Source organism: Acidovorax sp. FW305-C-20-28, assembly GCF_058783375.1.
In genome coordinates this window covers 1-15258 of record NZ_JBYSYM010000040.1, presented here as the reverse complement: position 1 = coordinate 15258, position 15258 = coordinate 1, and the positions used below count along the sequence as shown (strand labels likewise).

At 70.8% G+C, this 15258-nt stretch carries 14 protein-coding genes; 2 read left to right on the top strand and 12 right to left on the bottom strand.

Going from position 1 to position 15258, the window contains the following annotated elements; all coding sequences use genetic code 11:
* Positions 1-50: 50 nt before the first annotated feature.
* Both AC3WOH_RS30460 and AC3WOH_RS30455 read right to left on the bottom strand, forming a co-directional pair.
* Entirely contained in the window at positions 51-911 is an 861-nt protein-coding gene (locus AC3WOH_RS30460) for an isocitrate lyase/PEP mutase family protein (RefSeq protein ID WP_492233048.1), read from the bottom strand.
* A gap of 38 nt (positions 912-949) precedes the next feature.
* Entirely contained in the window at positions 950-1927 is a 978-nt protein-coding gene (locus tag AC3WOH_RS30455; protein WP_492233047.1) for a tripartite tricarboxylate transporter substrate binding protein, read from the bottom strand.
* Between the two features lie 195 nt (positions 1928-2122).
* Between AC3WOH_RS30455 and prpR the strand changes: the two genes are divergently transcribed.
* Positions 2123-4087: a propionate catabolism operon regulatory protein PrpR gene (gene prpR / locus AC3WOH_RS30450; RefSeq protein WP_492233046.1), complete on the top strand. Its 1965-nt coding sequence runs from the start codon at positions 2123-2125 to the stop codon at positions 4085-4087.
* Here prpR and AC3WOH_RS30445 read toward each other — a convergent pair.
* The 4 genes from AC3WOH_RS30445 to AC3WOH_RS30430 are packed head-to-tail and all read right to left on the bottom strand — an operon-like array spanning position 4084 to position 7791.
* Positions 4084-4617: a 2'-5' RNA ligase family protein gene (locus tag AC3WOH_RS30445; protein WP_492233045.1), complete on the bottom strand. Its 534-nt coding sequence runs from the start codon at positions 4615-4617 to the stop codon at positions 4084-4086. The genes prpR and AC3WOH_RS30445 overlap by 4 nt on opposite strands.
* Positions 4618-4653: 36 nt before the next feature.
* On the bottom strand, positions 4654-5664 hold the full coding sequence (locus AC3WOH_RS30440) for a PDR/VanB family oxidoreductase (RefSeq protein WP_492233044.1): 1011 nt from the start codon (positions 5662-5664) through the stop codon (positions 4654-4656).
* Entirely contained in the window at positions 5661-6653 is a 993-nt protein-coding gene (locus AC3WOH_RS30435; protein WP_492233043.1) for a tripartite tricarboxylate transporter substrate binding protein, read from the bottom strand. The genes AC3WOH_RS30440 and AC3WOH_RS30435 overlap by 4 nt, the downstream gene beginning before the upstream one ends.
* A 43-nt stretch (positions 6654-6696) precedes the next feature.
* Positions 6697-7791 (bottom strand): aromatic ring-hydroxylating dioxygenase subunit alpha, encoded by a 1095-nt coding sequence (locus tag AC3WOH_RS30430; protein ID WP_492233042.1) that lies wholly within the window; start codon positions 7789-7791, stop codon positions 6697-6699.
* 277 nt (positions 7792-8068) lie between these two features.
* Between AC3WOH_RS30430 and AC3WOH_RS30425 the strand changes: the two genes are divergently transcribed.
* Positions 8069-9064, top strand: coding sequence for a LysR family transcriptional regulator (locus AC3WOH_RS30425; RefSeq protein ID WP_492233041.1), 996 nt, complete (start codon positions 8069-8071; stop codon positions 9062-9064).
* A gap of 8 nt (positions 9065-9072) precedes the next feature.
* Here AC3WOH_RS30425 and AC3WOH_RS30420 read toward each other — a convergent pair whose 3' ends face one another.
* From AC3WOH_RS30420 to AC3WOH_RS30395, 6 genes are all read right to left on the bottom strand, one after another.
* Positions 9073-9873, bottom strand: a complete 801-nt coding sequence (locus AC3WOH_RS30420) for a type 1 glutamine amidotransferase domain-containing protein (RefSeq protein ID WP_492233040.1) — start codon at positions 9871-9873, stop codon at positions 9073-9075.
* 131 nt (positions 9874-10004) lie between these two features.
* A complete protein-coding gene (locus AC3WOH_RS30415; protein WP_492233039.1) occupies positions 10005-10907 on the bottom strand; it encodes a LysR substrate-binding domain-containing protein in 903 nt (300 codons plus the stop codon).
* A gap of 60 nt (positions 10908-10967) precedes the next feature.
* Complete coding sequence (locus tag AC3WOH_RS30410; protein ID WP_492233038.1) at positions 10968-11351, bottom strand: RidA family protein; 384 nt, start codon at positions 11349-11351, stop codon at positions 10968-10970.
* A gap of 90 nt (positions 11352-11441) precedes the next feature.
* Positions 11442-12455: a helix-turn-helix transcriptional regulator gene (locus AC3WOH_RS30405; protein WP_492233037.1), complete on the bottom strand. Its 1014-nt coding sequence runs from the start codon at positions 12453-12455 to the stop codon at positions 11442-11444.
* Between the two features lie 14 nt (positions 12456-12469).
* Positions 12470-14599, bottom strand: a complete 2130-nt coding sequence (locus AC3WOH_RS30400; RefSeq protein WP_492233036.1) for a xanthine dehydrogenase family protein molybdopterin-binding subunit — start codon at positions 14597-14599, stop codon at positions 12470-12472.
* Positions 14596-15075, bottom strand: coding sequence for a (2Fe-2S)-binding protein (locus tag AC3WOH_RS30395; protein WP_492233035.1), 480 nt, complete (start codon positions 15073-15075; stop codon positions 14596-14598). The genes AC3WOH_RS30400 and AC3WOH_RS30395 overlap by 4 nt, the downstream gene beginning before the upstream one ends.
* Positions 15076-15258 lie beyond the last annotated feature (183 nt).

Below are 15258 nucleotides of genomic sequence, written 5' to 3'. Positions count from 1 at the left end.
CTCTTTGACCTGGCGCAAGGGAGGCCCAGGGTACAGCCCTGGGCGCACCCTCAGCTGTAGCGGCGCTCCAGCGCGTCCCAGGCGGGCTTGCCCACCAGGCGCTGGCGCTCGGCGAACGGGGCCACCAGGGCCGGGTCTTCCTGCAGGCTGCGCTCGTCGCGCAGCACCGTCAGCGCCTTTTGCATGCCGGCCACGGCGCCCTGCAGGGCGGCGTTGGCGTACAGCACCAGGCCATAGCCCAGGCCAGCGAGTTCGTCGGCGCCGAAGATGGGGGTCTTGCCGCCCACCACCATGTTCATGAGCTGGGGGCTGCCCAGGCGCTGGGGCAGGGCGCGGATCTCGTCGGCCGTTGTGACGGCCTCGACGAAGAGGATGTCGGCACCCGCCTCGGCAAAGCGCTGTGCGCGCTCGACTGCGGCCTCGAAGCCGTGCACGGCGCAGGCATCGGTGCGCGCGAGGATCAGGAGGTCGCTGTCCTGCCGCGCATCGACGGCCGCCTTGATCTTGCTGACCGCCTCTTCGGTGCTGATGACGTCCTTGCCCGAAAAATGGCCGCAGCGCTTGGGCGCGACCTGGTCCTCGAACTGGATGCAGTCGGCGCCCGCACGCTCCAGCGTGCGCACCGTGTGGCGCACGTTCAGCGCGTTGCCAAAGCCGGTGTCGGCATCGACGATCAGCGGCAGGCCCACGGCGTCGCGGATGCGTGCCGTGTGCTCGGCCATCTCGGACAGGCCGACGAAGCCCTGGTCCGGCATGCCGAACCACATGTTGGTGACGCCTGCACCGGTGATGTACAGGGCCTCGAAGCCCAGGTCTTCGATGACCCGGGCCGAGAGGGCGTTGAAGGCACCCGGCACGAGGGTGCCGCGGCGCGCCCCGGCCAGAGCGCGCAGTTGCTGCTTGGTATTCATGGATGTATTGGAGGAAAGGAAAGCAGAGGGAGCGCGGCTCACTTCTCCTGCATCTGCGAGGCCTTGACGATCTCGCCCAGGCGCTTGCGCTCGGCGTCGACGAATTTCACGAACTCCGCGCGCGTGCCGCCGATGGGCTCGATGCCCATGCCCTTGAGCTTGGCGACGGCGGCAGGGTCCTGCATGGCTTTGTCCACGGCGGCGGCCACCTTGTCCAGGATGTCGGCCGGCGTGCCGCGCGGCGCATGCAGGCCGGCCCAGTGCGCGATCTGCAGTTCCGGGAAGCCCTGCTCGACCGCCGTCGAGAGCTGTGGGTAGGCCGAGATGCGCTGCGTCCAGGTGGTGGCCAGGGCCTTGAACTTGCCGTCGCCACGGATGTGCGGCAGCGCGATGATGCTGGCCTCCGACGTGCCGTCCACCTGGCCGCCCAGCACGGCGGTGGTGCTTTCCGAGCCGCTCTTGTAGGGCACGGGCTGCAGCTTGGCGCCATACTTCACGTTGAGCATCTCGGCCACGAAGTGCGGCGTGCTGCCGGTGCCGGCCGTGGCGAAGTTGAAGCCCACACCCTTCTTCGATGCCTCGACGAAGTCGCGCAGGTTCTCGTACGGTGCCGACTTGGGCACCACCACCACCGAGGGTGCCAGGCCGATCATGGCCACGGGCACCAGGTCCTCGTCCTTGAAGGGCAGGGACTTCTTGATCATGCTGTTGGAGATGACGCCGGCCGCGCTGATCAGAAAGGTGTAGCCGTCGGGTGCGCTCTTGGCCACCAGGTCGGTGCCCAGCGAGCCGCCCGCACCGGGGCGGTTGTCGATGATGACAGCCTGGCCCAGCGCCTTGGCGGCGCCTTCGGCCGCGGCGCGCGCCATGAGGTCGTTGGCCCCGCCGGACGAGAACGGCACGACGAAGCGGATGGTCTTGGCCGGCCAGGCCTGGGCCTGTGCCGCCAGGGGCAGGGCGCAGGCGGTGGCAGCGAGCGCGCAGGCCAGGAGGGTACGGCGGGGGATTGGGTGCATGGGTGTCTCCTGTTGTTGGATGAAGGGGCAAAGGATTCGCCCCACTGTTTCTGCAAACAGTGTGCCACCGGCTTCCATTGTGTGTATGAAGCTGCAAGCCATTGATTTACAAACACTTATTCCAAATGTCTGATGGGCGTGTGGATGCCATTTATTCAATTTCATTTCAATGGTGAGACAATGAAATGAATTGATATGAAACCTTCAAGTCCCGCCCTGACCCCCTTCATGCCGCTGGCCACCCGCCCGCTGCGCATCGTCGCCGTGGCCCGGCACCGCCTGGGCCGGGTGCTGGCGCGCCTGGTGCCGGAGGTGGCGGCGCAGGCGCAGATCGAACTCGTGGGCCAGGCCTTCGACGAGGCCGTGGCGGCGGTGCGCGCCCTGCATGCCGAAAGCCCGGTGGACGCCGTGGTGGCCGCAGGCGCCAGCGGCCAGTGGCTGCGCCAGCACCTGGACATACCGGTGGCCATGGTGGAGGTGCGGGGCTTCGACCTGATGCGTGCGCTGGCCGCGGCACGGGCCCTGTCGCCCCGGGTGGGGCTGGTGTCGTTCGACGGGCCCTCGCAGCACCTGGCGCAGCTCGATGCGCTGTTCGGCATGGGCATTGCCCAGTTCAGCTACCGCAACCCCGAGGACGCGCCCGCCTGTGTGGAGGCCCTGCGCGCGGCCGGCGTCGGGGCGGTGGTGGCCCCTGGCCTGGTGTCCGACCTGGCGGAGCAGGCCGGCATCGCCAGCGTGCTCATGTACTCGGACGAGGCCGTGCGCCAGGCGCTGCACGATGCCGTGCACCTGGCCCGCCACAGCCGTGCGGAGCGCGCGCGCCACGAGCGCCTGGGCACCATCCTCGGCCAGCTGCAGGATGGCGTGGTGGCCGTGGACACGCGCCAGCGCATCGAGGCCCTGAACCCCACCATGGCCCAGCTGCTGGGCGCCCCGGCCGCACAGCTGGCCGGCCGCGTGCTCAGCGAGGTGGACCCCGTGCTCGACCTGGGCGCCACGCTGCAGCTGCACGACGAGGCACCGGCCGAGGAGGTGCTGCAGATCGGCGCGCGCACATTGGTCGTGCGGCGCGCACCCATCATCGAAGGGGGCGAGGTCACCGGCGCCCTGCTGGTGTGCCGCGACCCGGTCGTTATCCAGCGCGCCGACCGCCACCTGCGCGCCAACCAGCGCCAGCGCGGCGCGCCCGCGCGCTACCGCATCGAAGCGTATGCGGGCACCAGCCCCGCCGCGCGGCGCGTGCGCGAGCTGGCGCTGCAGTGCGCGGCCAGCGATGCCACCCTGCTTGTCACCGGCGAAAGCGGCACGGGCAAGGAACTGGTGGCCCAGGGCATCCATGCCGCCAGCCGGCGCGCGAGCCAGCCCTTTCTGGCGGTGAACTGCGCCGCGCTCAGCGAAAGCCTGCTGGAAAGCGAGCTGTTCGGCTACGAAGAGGGCGCCTTCACCGGCGCGCGGCGCGGCGGCAAGACGGGCCTGATCGAGGCCGCGCACACGGGCACCCTGTTCCTCGACGAGATCGGCGACATGCCGCTGGCCCTGCAGACCCGCCTGCTGCGCGTGCTGCAGGAGCGCGAGGTGCTGCGCCTGGGGGCCACGGCGGCCGTGCCGGTGGACCTGCGCGTGATCGCGGCCACCCACGCCGACCTGGCGGCCCAGGTGGAGCGCGGCCTGTTCCGGCGCGACCTGTACTACCGCCTGGCGGTGCTGCGCATCGCAACCCCGCCCCTGCGCGAGCGCACGGACGACATCGCCGCGCTGGCCGCCAGTCTGCTGGCGCGCCGCACGGCCGCGGTGGGCGTAGCGCAGGCGCAGGCCGAGGCCTGGCTGGCCGCACTGCTGGACCTGGCCGCGGGCTATGGCTGGCCCGGCAATGTGCGCGAGCTGGAGAACCTGGTCGAACGCCTGCTGGCCTGCCACGCATGGGTGGCCCCGGGCGGCCGGATGGACCGCGCCCGGCTGCTCGAGGTCTTCCCCGAATGCACGCAGGAGCGCCCGGCGCTGGTGCGCGAGCGCCTGCTCAAGGGTGCGCGCCTGGCGGCAGAACGCCAGCGCGTGCGCGAGGTGCTGCAGTCGGTACAGGGCGACCAGGCCCAGGCCTGCGCCCTGCTGGGCATCAGCCGATCGACGTTGTGGCGGCGGTTGCGGGAGGATGGGGCCTAAGCCAGTGGCAGTTCTGCAAGGGCCTGCAGCCGGCCGCCTTGCAGCGCGCCCACCGTCAGGGCTACCAGCTGGCCTGCGATGTCGACACCGCGTTCGTTGAGCCCATCGCACAGGGCCTTTGCCGCTGCCACATCCCGGGTGGCAGCCACCGTGATGTGCGGCACATAGGGGATGTCGAGCCGCAGATGTGCCGCCAGCGCGCCGGTGTAGAGCCGGTCGTGCAGCAGCGCGATGGCGCTGTGGCCTTCGTCCGGCACCAGGAACACATGGGCCATGCCGTCCGGTCCGCCCGCGTGCAGCGTGGCATGGCGGCAATGGAAGCGGATGGCCGGCGTGTGGCCGGCAAGCCTTGCCACATGGGCCAGGTAGTCCGCTTCGACCACGGCCGTGCAACCGAACACCAGCGTGAAATGCGGCGCCACCAAGTCCACCTGCGGATCGTGCTGGCGCCGAATGCCGTCGATGAAGGCCTGGGCAGAGGCGTCTACCTGGAGGTGGGCAATGGTGTAGAGCGGGTGTTGGGTTTCCATGGCGCTGGCGGGTGCGGGGTGCCCCATCGTACCGGCCTACAGGTCCAGTTCCAGCACCGCACCCTTCGCGCGCGACACGCACAGCAGAATCGTCTTCTGCCCCGCACGCTCTGCATCGCTCAGCACCAGGTCGCGGTGGTCCGCCTCGCCGCCGCACAGCCCGGTCTCGCAGGTGCGGCACAGGCCCTCACGGCAGGCAAAGGGCACGCCGATGCCGTGCTGCTCCAGCGTGTCGAGGATGCTCTGGCCCGGCGGCACATGCAGCCGCTGGCCGCTCTGCGCCAGGACGATGTCGAAGCCGCTGTCGGCGCTGTCCGCCGGGGCCTGGGCGGCAGGGGCCGAATCGCCCGCAGAAAACCATTCGAAGTGCACCGTGCCGGGTGGCCGCTGCGCGCTGGCGGCCTGCACGGCGCGCATCAGCGGGGCCGGGCCGCAGCAGTGGAGGTGTTCGCCGGGCACCGGGTGGCTCAGTGCCTGTGCCAGGTCGGCAGGCTGCCCGCCGGCCTCGTCGTCGAAGTGGAACTGCGCGTGCGGGCCGTAAGCGCGCAGTTCTTCGTAAAAGGCGGTGCGCACCCGGCTGCGCGTGCAGTACAGCAGCGACCAGGGCTGGCCTTGGGCCTCGCACCAGCGCAGCATGGACAGAATGGGCGTGATCCCGATGCCGCCCGCGATGAAGCGGTAGTGCGCTGCGCCCTCGGCCAGCGCGAAGTGATTGCGCGGCGGGCGCGCCTGCAGCACCTGGCCCACGCGCAGCTGCTCGTGCATGGCCAGCGAGCCGCCGCGGCTGGCGGGCGCCAGGCCCACGGCGACCACGTAGCGGTGCGTTTCGGCCGCGCTGTTGCACAGCGAGTAGTGGCGCACCAGGGCCGGCCGGCCATCGGCACCGGCAGGCAGCGTGATCTCCAGGTGCGCGCCGGGCGTGAAGGGCGGCAGCGCGCTGCCGCCCGCGCTGCGCAGCTCGATGGAGAGCACGTCGCGCGCCTCGGCGCGCACGGCGTGCACGCGCAGGGCCAGCAAGGGTGTGGGAGCGGGGGCGAGCGGGGTCACTGCGCCTCCACGCCGAAGTCGCGCATGCGCCTGGTGATGACGCCGAACTCGGCCCGGTAGCTGGCGGCGAACTGCTCGGGCGTGGTGTTCATCACCTCGAAGCCGCGCTCGGTGTACTGCGCTGCCAGTTCGGGCGTGGCGACGATGGCGCGTATCTCGTCGGCCAGGCGCTTGACGATGGGCGCGGGCGTGCGGGCCGGGGCCAGCACGGCGATCCACACATTGGTGTCGAACAGCGGGTCGGCAAAGCCCAGCTCGCGCAAGGTGGGCACCTGGGGCAGGGCGGTGGACCGGTCGCGGCCCAGCACCGCCAGGGGCGTGAGCTTGCCCGCGTGCACATGCTGCTTGGCGCTGGCCACGCTCGACAGGCCGATGTCCACCGTTTTGGACAGCAGGTCCGTCACCACCGGCCCCTCGCCGCGCTGGGGCGAATGCACCATGTCGGCCTGCAGTTCGCGGTTGAGGCTTTCGCCCGCCAGGTGCCCCAGGCCGCCGATGCCCCAGGAGGCATAGCTGAGCTTGCCCTTGCGGCTCGTGGCCAACTGCTTGAGGTCCTGCATGCTCTTGACCGGGGTCTCGGCGTTCACCGAGACCAGCGCGGGGCTGCGCACCACCTGGGTGATGAAGGCGAAGTCCTTCTGCGGGTCGTAGGGCAGGGATTTGAACAGCGCGGTGTTGTTGATCTGCGTGTCGGTGATGGTCAGCAGCAGGGTGTAGCCGTCGGCCTTGGCGCGCGCCACCTCCCCGGCGCCCAGGCCGCCTGCGGCACCGGGCTTGTTGTCCACCACGATGGCCTGGCCCAGCGATTTGGACAGGCGCTCGCCGATGGTGCGGGCGATGAAGTCGGTGGCGCCGCCTGCCGGGTAGGGCACGACCACGCGCACGGGCTTGGCGGGATAGGGAGCGTCCTGGGCCAGGGCGGCGGCCGGCAGCAGGGCGGCGAGCGTTATGGCGAGCGTCAGGGCGCGCACGAGGTGGGTGGTCAGCATGGTGGTTTGTCTCCTGGGGTTGTTGTGGGTATGGGCTGAGCAGTCAGGTCGTCTGTGGGGCTGGGCGCACGATGTGCACCGGCTGCGCGCCGGCCTGCGCGGCCGGCAGCGCTTCTTCGGCCGCCTCCTGCTGCAGGCGCTGCTGCACCACCCAGCGGAACTGCGATAGCGCGGCGTCCATGGCAAACGGCACCATCTTGAAATCGGGTGCTAGGGCCAGGCTCTTTTGCTGCGCGGTGATGATGTCGCGGTCTTCGTCGAAGGCGGTCACCACCGCTTGGTGGATGGAGGCGGTCACCTCGGGCTGGTCGATGGCGAAGTTGTGCGGGTGGGCGAAGAAGTAGTGCGTGGAGTTCTCCGTCTCGGGCGTGATGGCCTGGCAGCCGCGGAACTCGGCGGCGTCCACGCGATGGCCCTCCCGCGCGCCGGTGCCCGTGGGCGCCATGCCCGAGTCCATGAGCAGCACGGCCGGGATGGTGAAGTTGTAGATGTTCCAGCGGTCCACCTTGCCCGGCCAGGTCTTCACCGCCTTGGCAAAGGCCGGTGCCTCGGTATCGATGGCCCAGCGCGTGATGCGCACGCCGCCCTCGATGCGCTCCACCTGGGGCCGGGCGGCGGCGTAGTCGGCGCTGCCGCCCAGCGTGCCCGGGTGCACGAAGGGCAGGTGCGAAAAGTCCAGCAGGTTGTCGCAGATCAGCAGGTAGTTCACGTCGTAGTGGATGTAGCCGTCCTGGCTGCGCCAGTCGGGATGGTCCAGCCACTGGGTGTCGGGGATCAGCGCGGGGTCGGCGCGGCCGGCGTCGCCCATCCAGATCCAGACCCAGCGGTGGCGCTCCACCACCGGGAACTTGCGCACCCGCGCCTGCGGGGGGAGGCGGTCCTGCGCGGGTGCCTCCACGCACTGGCCGCTGCTGTCGAACTTGAGGCCGTGGTACAGGCAGCGCACGCAGTCACCTTCGCGCCGGCCCACCGAGAGCGGGGCGCCGCGGTGGCAGCAGCGGTCTTCCAGTGCGACGATGGCGCCCGTGCTGTCGCGGTACAGCAGGATGGGGATGCCGGTGATGGTGCGGGCGAACAGGCCCTCGTGCGGGACTTCGTGGTCCCAGGCGCTGACGTACCAGGTGTTCTTGATGAACATGGGTGGGGCTCCGTAGTGGGTGAATGTGGGGTGTCGGGCCTCGGCGTTTTCCGGGCGAGGCATGCCGCGGGCTCACCGCAGCGCGGTGTGCTCGAAGGTGCTGGGGGGAGGTGCGGCGCTGCAGGGCAGCGAGACAATGCGGCGCTAGGCGCTGGAAGGTGTCGTCATGGGGGCCATGGGCTTGTCTCCGGGTGGGGTGCGTTCCTCGTCGTGAACGCTTGACGCAAGCATAGGCAGCAGGCCATTATTCGTAAACAGCATGCAGTGCATGTGAGGAATGAAGCCTGTGCATATTGGAGACCTCGACCTGAACCTGCTGGCCGTGTTCGACGCCCTGGTGCGCGAGCGCAGCGTGACGCGCGCCGCCCAGGGCCTGAATTTGAGCCAGAGCGCCATGAGCCACGCGCTCAACCGGCTGCGCGCCTTCTTCGATGACCCGCTGTTCGTGAGCACGGCCGCCGGCATGGTGCCCACGCGCAAGGCGCAGGGCCTGGTGGACCCGGTGCTCTCGATGATGGCCATCCTGCGCCAGCAGGTGCTGTCGGAGGCGCGCTTCGACCCCGCCACCGCGCACCGCGCCTTCACCCTGTGCATGACGGACATGGGCGAGCTGGTGTTTCTGCCCCCGCTCATCAGTCGCCTGCGCCGCGAGGCGCCGCACTGCACCTTGCACACGCTGCAGGTGCCACCCGCCCAGGTCGAGGCAGTGTTGGCCTCGGGCGAGGCCGACCTGGCCGTGGGCTCCATGCGCAGCGCGCCCGAGGGGCTGTTCCAGCAGCGGCTGTTCATGCACTCCTTCGTCACCATCGTGAGCGCGCGCAACACTGCGGTGGGCGACACGATCACGCTGGCGCAGTTCGAGCAGATGCCGCAGATCGCCGTCACCCTGTCGGGCAGCGTGAGCGGCGCCTACGACAGCGAGCTGGAGCGCCAGGGCGTCAAGCGCAACCTGTTTCTCACCACGCCGCACTTCCTGGTGGTGCCGCTGCTCATGGACGCCCACCCCGAACTCATCGCCACCGTGCCGCTGCAGCTGGCCGAGGTCTTCAAGGGCTATGGCAGCGTGCGCATGGTGCCGCCGCCGGTGACCTTGCCGCCATTTGCGCTCAACCAGCACTGGCATTCGCGCTTCCACCACGACCCGGCCATCATCTGGTTGCGCGAGCTGATGAAGCAGACCTTCGAGCACTACCCCGATGTGTGGCTGGGCGACCGCGTGGCGCATGCCGCACCCGCCCCAGCGCGCAAACCCCGGCGTGTGCGCAAGGCATAGCCGGGTGGCTATGCCGCCTGCGCCCGTAGCGCCGCTACGACTGCCTCGCCAAAGGGCTTGGCCGAGGCGGGGTTCTGCCCCGTGATGAGCCGGCCGTCGATGACCACGCGGCTCTGGAAAATGGGGGCCTCCTCGAAGACAGCCTGGCCTTGTTTGAGGGCCGTCTCCAGCTCGAAGGGGATCAGCTTGTCGTACTGGCGCGAGACCTCCTCTTCGTTGGTGAAGGCGGTGAGCTTGCGGCCTGCGATGAGCGAGCGGCCGTCGGACAAGCGCACATCGAGCAGCCCGGCCGGGCCGTGGCAGACCGCGCTCACGATCCCGCCCTGCTCGTAGATGCGGCGCACCAGCGTTGCCAGCACGGGGTTGCGCGCAAAGTCCCACATCGGGCCGTGGCCGCCCACGAGCATGATGGCGGCGTAGCGCGAGGGATCGACCGCAGACAGCGGCAGGCTGTGGGCCAGCTGGCTGCGCAGCGCGAGGTCGATCCAGAACCAGCGGTTGGCCTCGTCCTTGAGGTCGAAGCCATCGAAGGGCGGCATGCCGCCGCGCGGGCTGGCGATGTCGAAGCGGTAGCCTGCTTCGGCAAACACCTTGGCGGGGTGCGTGAGTTCGGGAAACCAGAACCCGGCCACCAGGTCGCCGCCCTTGCGGTCATGGCTGGACACGACGATCAGGATGCGTTTGCCTTCGGCGCCCGGGGCCTGCGGCTGCCCGCGCGGGGCGGTGGCGCTGGCCAGACGCGGCAGCGAGAGGGCGGCCAGGGCGGTGGTGATGGATTGGACGGCGGTTCGGCGGTTGAGCGGCTGCATACGGCATTTCCTTTCTTGCGTGCAGGGCCCGGAATGGGCGCGCTCTTCATTACAAAGGCGACCGCCGCCATCGCCCATGCCCTGCAGCGGGGTCATTCCATCCGCTTCGGGCATGCCAGCCTGGGGCCGGATCAGGATGCCTGTGTGCCGTTGCGCGCTGGCGCGGCCTCGTCCATCAGCCAGTCGGCCAGCGTATGGGCCGCGGCATTGCGTGCACTGCGCGCGGACCGAAGCAGGTGGTAGCCCGCGGCCAGCGGCGCATGCTGCGGCCAGGCCTTGACCAGGCGCCCCTCCAGCAGGTCGTTGCCGATCAGCGGGCCGTGGCCCATGGCGATGCCCAGGCCGGCCTGGGCCGCAGTGAGGGTGATCTCGGTGTCCTGCAGCTTCATCTGGCGCTGGCCTGCCAGGCCCTCCTGGTGCAGGGCCGCCAGCCACTGCGGCCACTTGCTGCTGCGCAGCGAGTCGTGCAGCCAGGTGAAGCGTTGCAGGTCCTTGATCTGCAGCGGGGCGGAATTGGCCAGCAGCCGGGGCGAGGCCACCGGCACCAGGCTGTCGGGCATCAGCAGCCGGGCGCCGGGCCAGGCACCGTCGCCGTAGTGGATGGCCAGGTCGAAGCGCTCCTTGCGGTAGTCGGCATCCCAGATGGAGGTGGCCAGTTCGATCTCGACCTCGATGCGGGCCTGGCGCAACTGCGTGAGCCGGGGCACCAGCCAGCGCGCGGCCAGCGAGGGCATGGCCAGTATCTTCACCGTGGGCGGCGCGCCCGAGGGCCGGGCCAGCCGCTGCGCGCCATGCTCCAGTTCATCGAGTGCACGCACGGCCGTCTCCAGGTACTGCTGCCCCGCCGCCGTGAGCTGCACCTGGCGGTGGCCGCGCAGCACCAGGGTCTGCGCCAGGTGGCGCTCAAGCGCGGCGATGTGCCGGCTGATGGCCGACTGGGCGCAGCCCAGATCGTCCGCGGCGGCCGTGAAGCTGCCGCAGCGCGCCACCGCGCGAAAGGCCTGCAGGGCGGCGATGGAGACTTCATTGCTCATGGAGGGGGCGGGCTTCGGAACATCGTTGGCTGCACGATACCAAGAAGGGCCTGATGGGAATCAGGCCACCGCGATGGCATCCACCTCGATCAACCAGTCGGGGTGCACCAGGCCGGCCTGCACGACCGACATGGCCACCTGGTGGTCGCCCAGGTACTGCTGGCGGATCTCGGCGCCCAGGCGCCAGTCGTCGCGCCGGGCCAGCCAGATGGTCAGCTGTGCCAGGTGGGTGAAGTCCATGCCGGCCGCCGCGAGCGTGGCCCCGATGTTGGTCCAGACCCGATGGGCCTGGGCCTCGAAGCCGCTGGGCAGGCTGCTGTCGGGCGCAAGCCCCATGGTGCCGCTGACGAACAGCAGACGGCTTGTGCCCGTGGCCTCGATGGCCTGGGCATAGGGGCCGATGGGTGGGTAGATGCCCGGAGGGCGGATGGCTCTCGTCAACATGGGGCAGGGCCTTTGCGGGGAGTGAAGGCCCATTACACGAACAAACCACTTGCGCGGCGATGCCGGCTGCGCACCGCATGCCATCCACTTTCAGCATGGTGGCGGGGCGGCCTCCCCGAAGGCCTGCCGGTAGCGCGCCGGCGTCATGCCCACCTGGCGCGCGAACTCGCGCGTGAAGTGGGGCTGGTCGGCAAAGCCGCAGGCGAAGCCGATCTCGGCGATGCCATGGGGCGTGTCCAGCAGCCACTGCGCGGCGCGGCGTGTGCGCGCCTCGGTGGCAATGGCGCGGCAGCTCAGGCCGTGCGCGGCCAGGTGGCGCTGCAGGGTGCGGCTGGCCTGCCCCTGCGACCGGGCCAGTGCGTGGACCGAGTGTTCGCCCGCGGGGTCGTGCAGCACGCGCCGTGCGATCTGGTGCGCCAGCGGCGGCCAGGGCAGCGCGTCGCACAGGCTGGCCTGCGGGCCGGGCGGCGGTGCGGCTTCGGGTAAGGCGGCCTCGGCGGTAGGCTGCCAGTGCAAGGCCCAGTGGCTGGCATGGCCCTGGGCGATGGCGCCGGCCAGCGCAGCCGCCTGGTCAGCGCCTGCCGACAGCGGCAGTGCGGTGCCGCCGCCCAGGTGCACTGCCAGGCCGAACACACCAAGCGCCTCGCAGCAACCGAGCAGCACGCCCAGCACGGCCAGGCTCTCGGGTGGTTGCGGGGCACCGCCTTTGCCGGGGCGTGCATGGTGTTGCAGCGCCATGCGGCCCGGGCTGTGGGACAGCACACTCACCTGGTGGCCCGAATGCACATAGCGCTCCAGCCGCTGCCAGCGCGCCAGCAGGCCGGGCACGTCGCTCGCGCCCAGCAGGGCGCGGTGCAGCGGGTCGCCCTGCAGCCCGTGCACCCGTCGCGCCAGATTCAGCAGCAGTGCCGGGCCGCCCTGGGCCAGCACGGCCTGCACCACGGCGCGCTTGCAGGCCAGCGGCACATGGCTGCCGGCCAGGGCAGCGGGCGCGGGCAGGCCGGTCGGCAACGCCAGGCCTTGCGCGGCCATCGCGCGCACCAGCAGGCGCACCATGGCCGCGCTGGCGAAGTCGTTGGGGTCGTCGTCCTGCATGGCGGGCATTGTGAATGAATGCTTCAGGTCTTCAAGGCCTGCAGCACCTGTTTGCTGCGCACCGGAAAGCGCGTGAAGCGGTGGCCCGTGGCGTCGCGCAGCGCATTGGCGATGGCGCCCGCGCCGGCCACCATGGCGGTCTCGCCCGCTCCGGTGGGTGGCGCGCCACTCTCGATCAGGTGCACATGCAGCGGCGGCACATCGCCCATGCGTGGCAGCGCATAGTCGGCAAAGGTGGCGGCGGCCACGCGCGATGCGGCCACGGGCAGCTCCTCGTGCAGCACCAGGCCCAAACACCAGACCAGGTTGCCCTCGGTCTGGGCGCGCACGCCATCGGGCTGCAGCACCAGGCCGCAGTCGTGGGCGCACCAGATCGCGGTCACGCGCACCTGGCCGCTGGCGCGGTCCACCGCCACGTCGGCCACGGCGGCGGCATAGCTCACGCCCTTGTAGATGCCGCCGGCAATGCCGCGCCCGCGCAGCGTGGTGGCATCGCTGGTGGGGCGTTTCGGCCAGCGCGCCTCGCGTGCCACGCGCTCGAAGGCGGCGGCCAGGCGGGCGTCGGTGGTGTGGGCCAGACGCCAGGCCAGCGGGTCGGTGCCGGCCCGGCGCGCGCATTCGTCCATGGCGCTTTCCACCACCAGGGTGTTGGGGCCTGCGCCCAGGCCGCGCCAGGGGCCCGTGTGCACCGGCAGGCGCTGGGCCGTGAACTCAGTGCGCTGCTGCGGCACGGCATAGGCCAGCTGCGAGCCGCGCGCCACGCCGCTGTCGCCCGCAAAGTCGGCCAAGGCCTGCATCCATGGCGGCATGGCCGCGGGGGTGAAGAGGATGTGGCTGCTCGCGAACGCATGCCACCAGTGCGAGACGCGGCCCTGGTGCACACGCGCGCGCACCCGGTGGCTCGATGGCGGGCGCTGAAAGCCCTGCGCAAACTCCTGCGCGCGGCTCCAGTGCACCTTGACCGGTGCGCCCACGGCCTGGGCCAGCACGGCGGCTTCCAGCTCCACCGTGCACAGCGTGCGCCCGCCAAAGCCGCCGCCCACGCGGCAGGCCTGCACCGCGATGCGCTCGGCATCGAGCGCCAGGTGGCGCGCCAGCACATCGCGCACGTAGAACAGGTCCTGCGTGCCGGCCCAGATGCGCAGCACGGGGCCGCTTTTCTGTGCCTTGGGGCTCCAAGCCGCGGTGGCGCTGCGCGGCTCGATGGGGGCGTGCGCGGCCAGGGGGATGTCCATGCGCAGGTCGATGCTCCACACCTCACCTTCGGGCATGGTGTCGCTGCGTGGTGTGTGGCGCAGCGCACCGCGCGCCAGGTGCCGGTCGATGTCGATGCGCTCGGCGATCTCGTCGGGCCCGAAACCCCGTTGCACCTGCCACTGCACGGCCAGGGCGGCCTCGATGCGGTCCAGCGCCGCCGGGCTGCGCGCCACGATGCCCACGCCCAGGCTGTTCATCTGCTGCAGCAACGGGCTGCGCACCACGGCGATGCAGGCCGGGTCGGCGCGCGCGGCGGCCTCGTCCATGGCCCCGGGGCGCGAATCCAGCTCGGCCGATGCGGGCGCGCGCAGCACCCGGCCATAGAGCATGCCGGGCAAGCGCGTATCGCCCGCGAACAGGGGCTGGCCGGTGACGATGGCGTGCAACTGCCCGGGCGCAGGTGCCAAAGCCCCAGACCCAGGCGCCACGGGCTGCGCGGACGCCAGGGCCTGGAAGCTGCGCAGCGCGCTGGCGTGCAGGGGCTTGGCCTGCAGGGTTGCACCATCGGTGCTGGTGCCGCTGGCCAGTGCATCACGCAGGGTGGCACAGGCCTGGGCCAGGGGCAGCGCGAAGTCCTGCACGCTGGCGCTGCCCACGGTGGCGCGCACGCGGGCGATGTCGCCCGTGCCGGGCAGGCGCAGTTGCACGGCCTGCGGCGCCACGCCCAGTTCGGCCGCGGCCAGCGCCTGCAACGCGGTGCTGATCTGCTGGCCCATCTCGGTGCAGGGCACCCACAGGGTGTAGCGGCCGTTGGCATCGTGGCGTATCCAGCCCTGGGCGTTCTCGGTGGATGGAGTGGGGCGCTTGGGGATCACAGGCACCAGCGAGCAGCCGGCACCGAACACCACGGTGATGGCGGCCAGGCCCGTGCCGGCCAGCAGGTGGCGGCGCTTCATGCGGGCGCCCCTCCGCCGCTGTTGTTGCCGGCCGCATGGTGGATGGCCGCGCGGATGCGCCGCTGCGTGCCGCAGCGGCACAGGTGGCTGGCCATGGCGGCGTCGATCTGCGCATCGTCGGGCTGCGGCGTGGCGCGCAGCAGCGCCACCGCCCCCATGATCTGGCCGCTCTGGCAGTAGCCGCACTGGGGCACGTTGTGGGCCACCCAGGCCTGCTGCACGGGGTGCAGGGTGCCATCTGCTGCGGCCAGGCCTTCGATGGTGGTGATGGCACGGCCTTGCAGGGCCTCTGCCGTGAGTAGGCAGGCACGGGCGGCCTCGCCGTCCACCAGCACGGTGCAGGCGCCGCACAGGCCTACGCCGCAGCCGAAGCGGGTGCCCACGAGACCGGCGGTTTCGCGCAGGATCCAGAGGAGGGGTTCTTGCTCCCAGCCGGTGGGGACTGGTTGGGTTTTTCCGTTGATCGTGAGCTGCATGGGGTGGGTTCGGAGGTTGCTGTGGGGGCAGTGTCTGGTGGGGCTTGGTTTGGTGTCTTGAAGAAATGCGCCATTGCGTGCTGTTTTGGCGGCGTGCCTTGGTGGAGGGCGGAGGCCGGGATGTGCGCCCGGCGGCGCAGTAACTTTCTCTTGGGCCGCCAAGAGAAAGTCACCAAAGAGAAG

Excerpts from the sequence above, each read along its gene's own strand:
- AC3WOH_RS30460 (WP_492233048.1), bottom strand. The coding sequence starts at position 911 with ATGAATACCAAGCAGCAACTGCGCGCTCTGGCCGGGGCGCGCCGCGGC.
- AC3WOH_RS30455 (WP_492233047.1), bottom strand. The coding sequence starts at position 1,927 with ATGCACCCAATCCCCCGCCGTACCCTCCTGGCCTGCGCGCTCGCTGCC.
- prpR (WP_492233046.1), top strand. The coding sequence starts at position 2,123 with ATGAAACCTTCAAGTCCCGCCCTGACCCCCTTCATGCCGCTGGCCACC.
- AC3WOH_RS30445 (WP_492233045.1), bottom strand. The coding sequence starts at position 4,617 with ATGGAAACCCAACACCCGCTCTACACCATTGCCCACCTCCAGGTAGAC.
- AC3WOH_RS30435 (WP_492233043.1), bottom strand. The coding sequence starts at position 6,653 with ATGCTGACCACCCACCTCGTGCGCGCCCTGACGCTCGCCATAACGCTC.
- AC3WOH_RS30430 (WP_492233042.1), bottom strand. The coding sequence starts at position 7,791 with ATGTTCATCAAGAACACCTGGTACGTCAGCGCCTGGGACCACGAAGTC.
- AC3WOH_RS30425 (WP_492233041.1), top strand. The coding sequence starts at position 8,069 with ATGAAGCCTGTGCATATTGGAGACCTCGACCTGAACCTGCTGGCCGTG.
- AC3WOH_RS30420 (WP_492233040.1), bottom strand. The coding sequence starts at position 9,873 with ATGCAGCCGCTCAACCGCCGAACCGCCGTCCAATCCATCACCACCGCC.
- AC3WOH_RS30415 (WP_492233039.1), bottom strand. The coding sequence starts at position 10,907 with ATGAGCAATGAAGTCTCCATCGCCGCCCTGCAGGCCTTTCGCGCGGTG.
- AC3WOH_RS30410 (WP_492233038.1), bottom strand. The coding sequence starts at position 11,351 with ATGTTGACGAGAGCCATCCGCCCTCCGGGCATCTACCCACCCATCGGC.
- AC3WOH_RS30405 (WP_492233037.1), bottom strand. The coding sequence starts at position 12,455 with ATGCCCGCCATGCAGGACGACGACCCCAACGACTTCGCCAGCGCGGCC.
- AC3WOH_RS30400 (WP_492233036.1), bottom strand. The coding sequence starts at position 14,599 with ATGAAGCGCCGCCACCTGCTGGCCGGCACGGGCCTGGCCGCCATCACC.
- AC3WOH_RS30395 (WP_492233035.1), bottom strand. The coding sequence starts at position 15,075 with ATGCAGCTCACGATCAACGGAAAAACCCAACCAGTCCCCACCGGCTGG.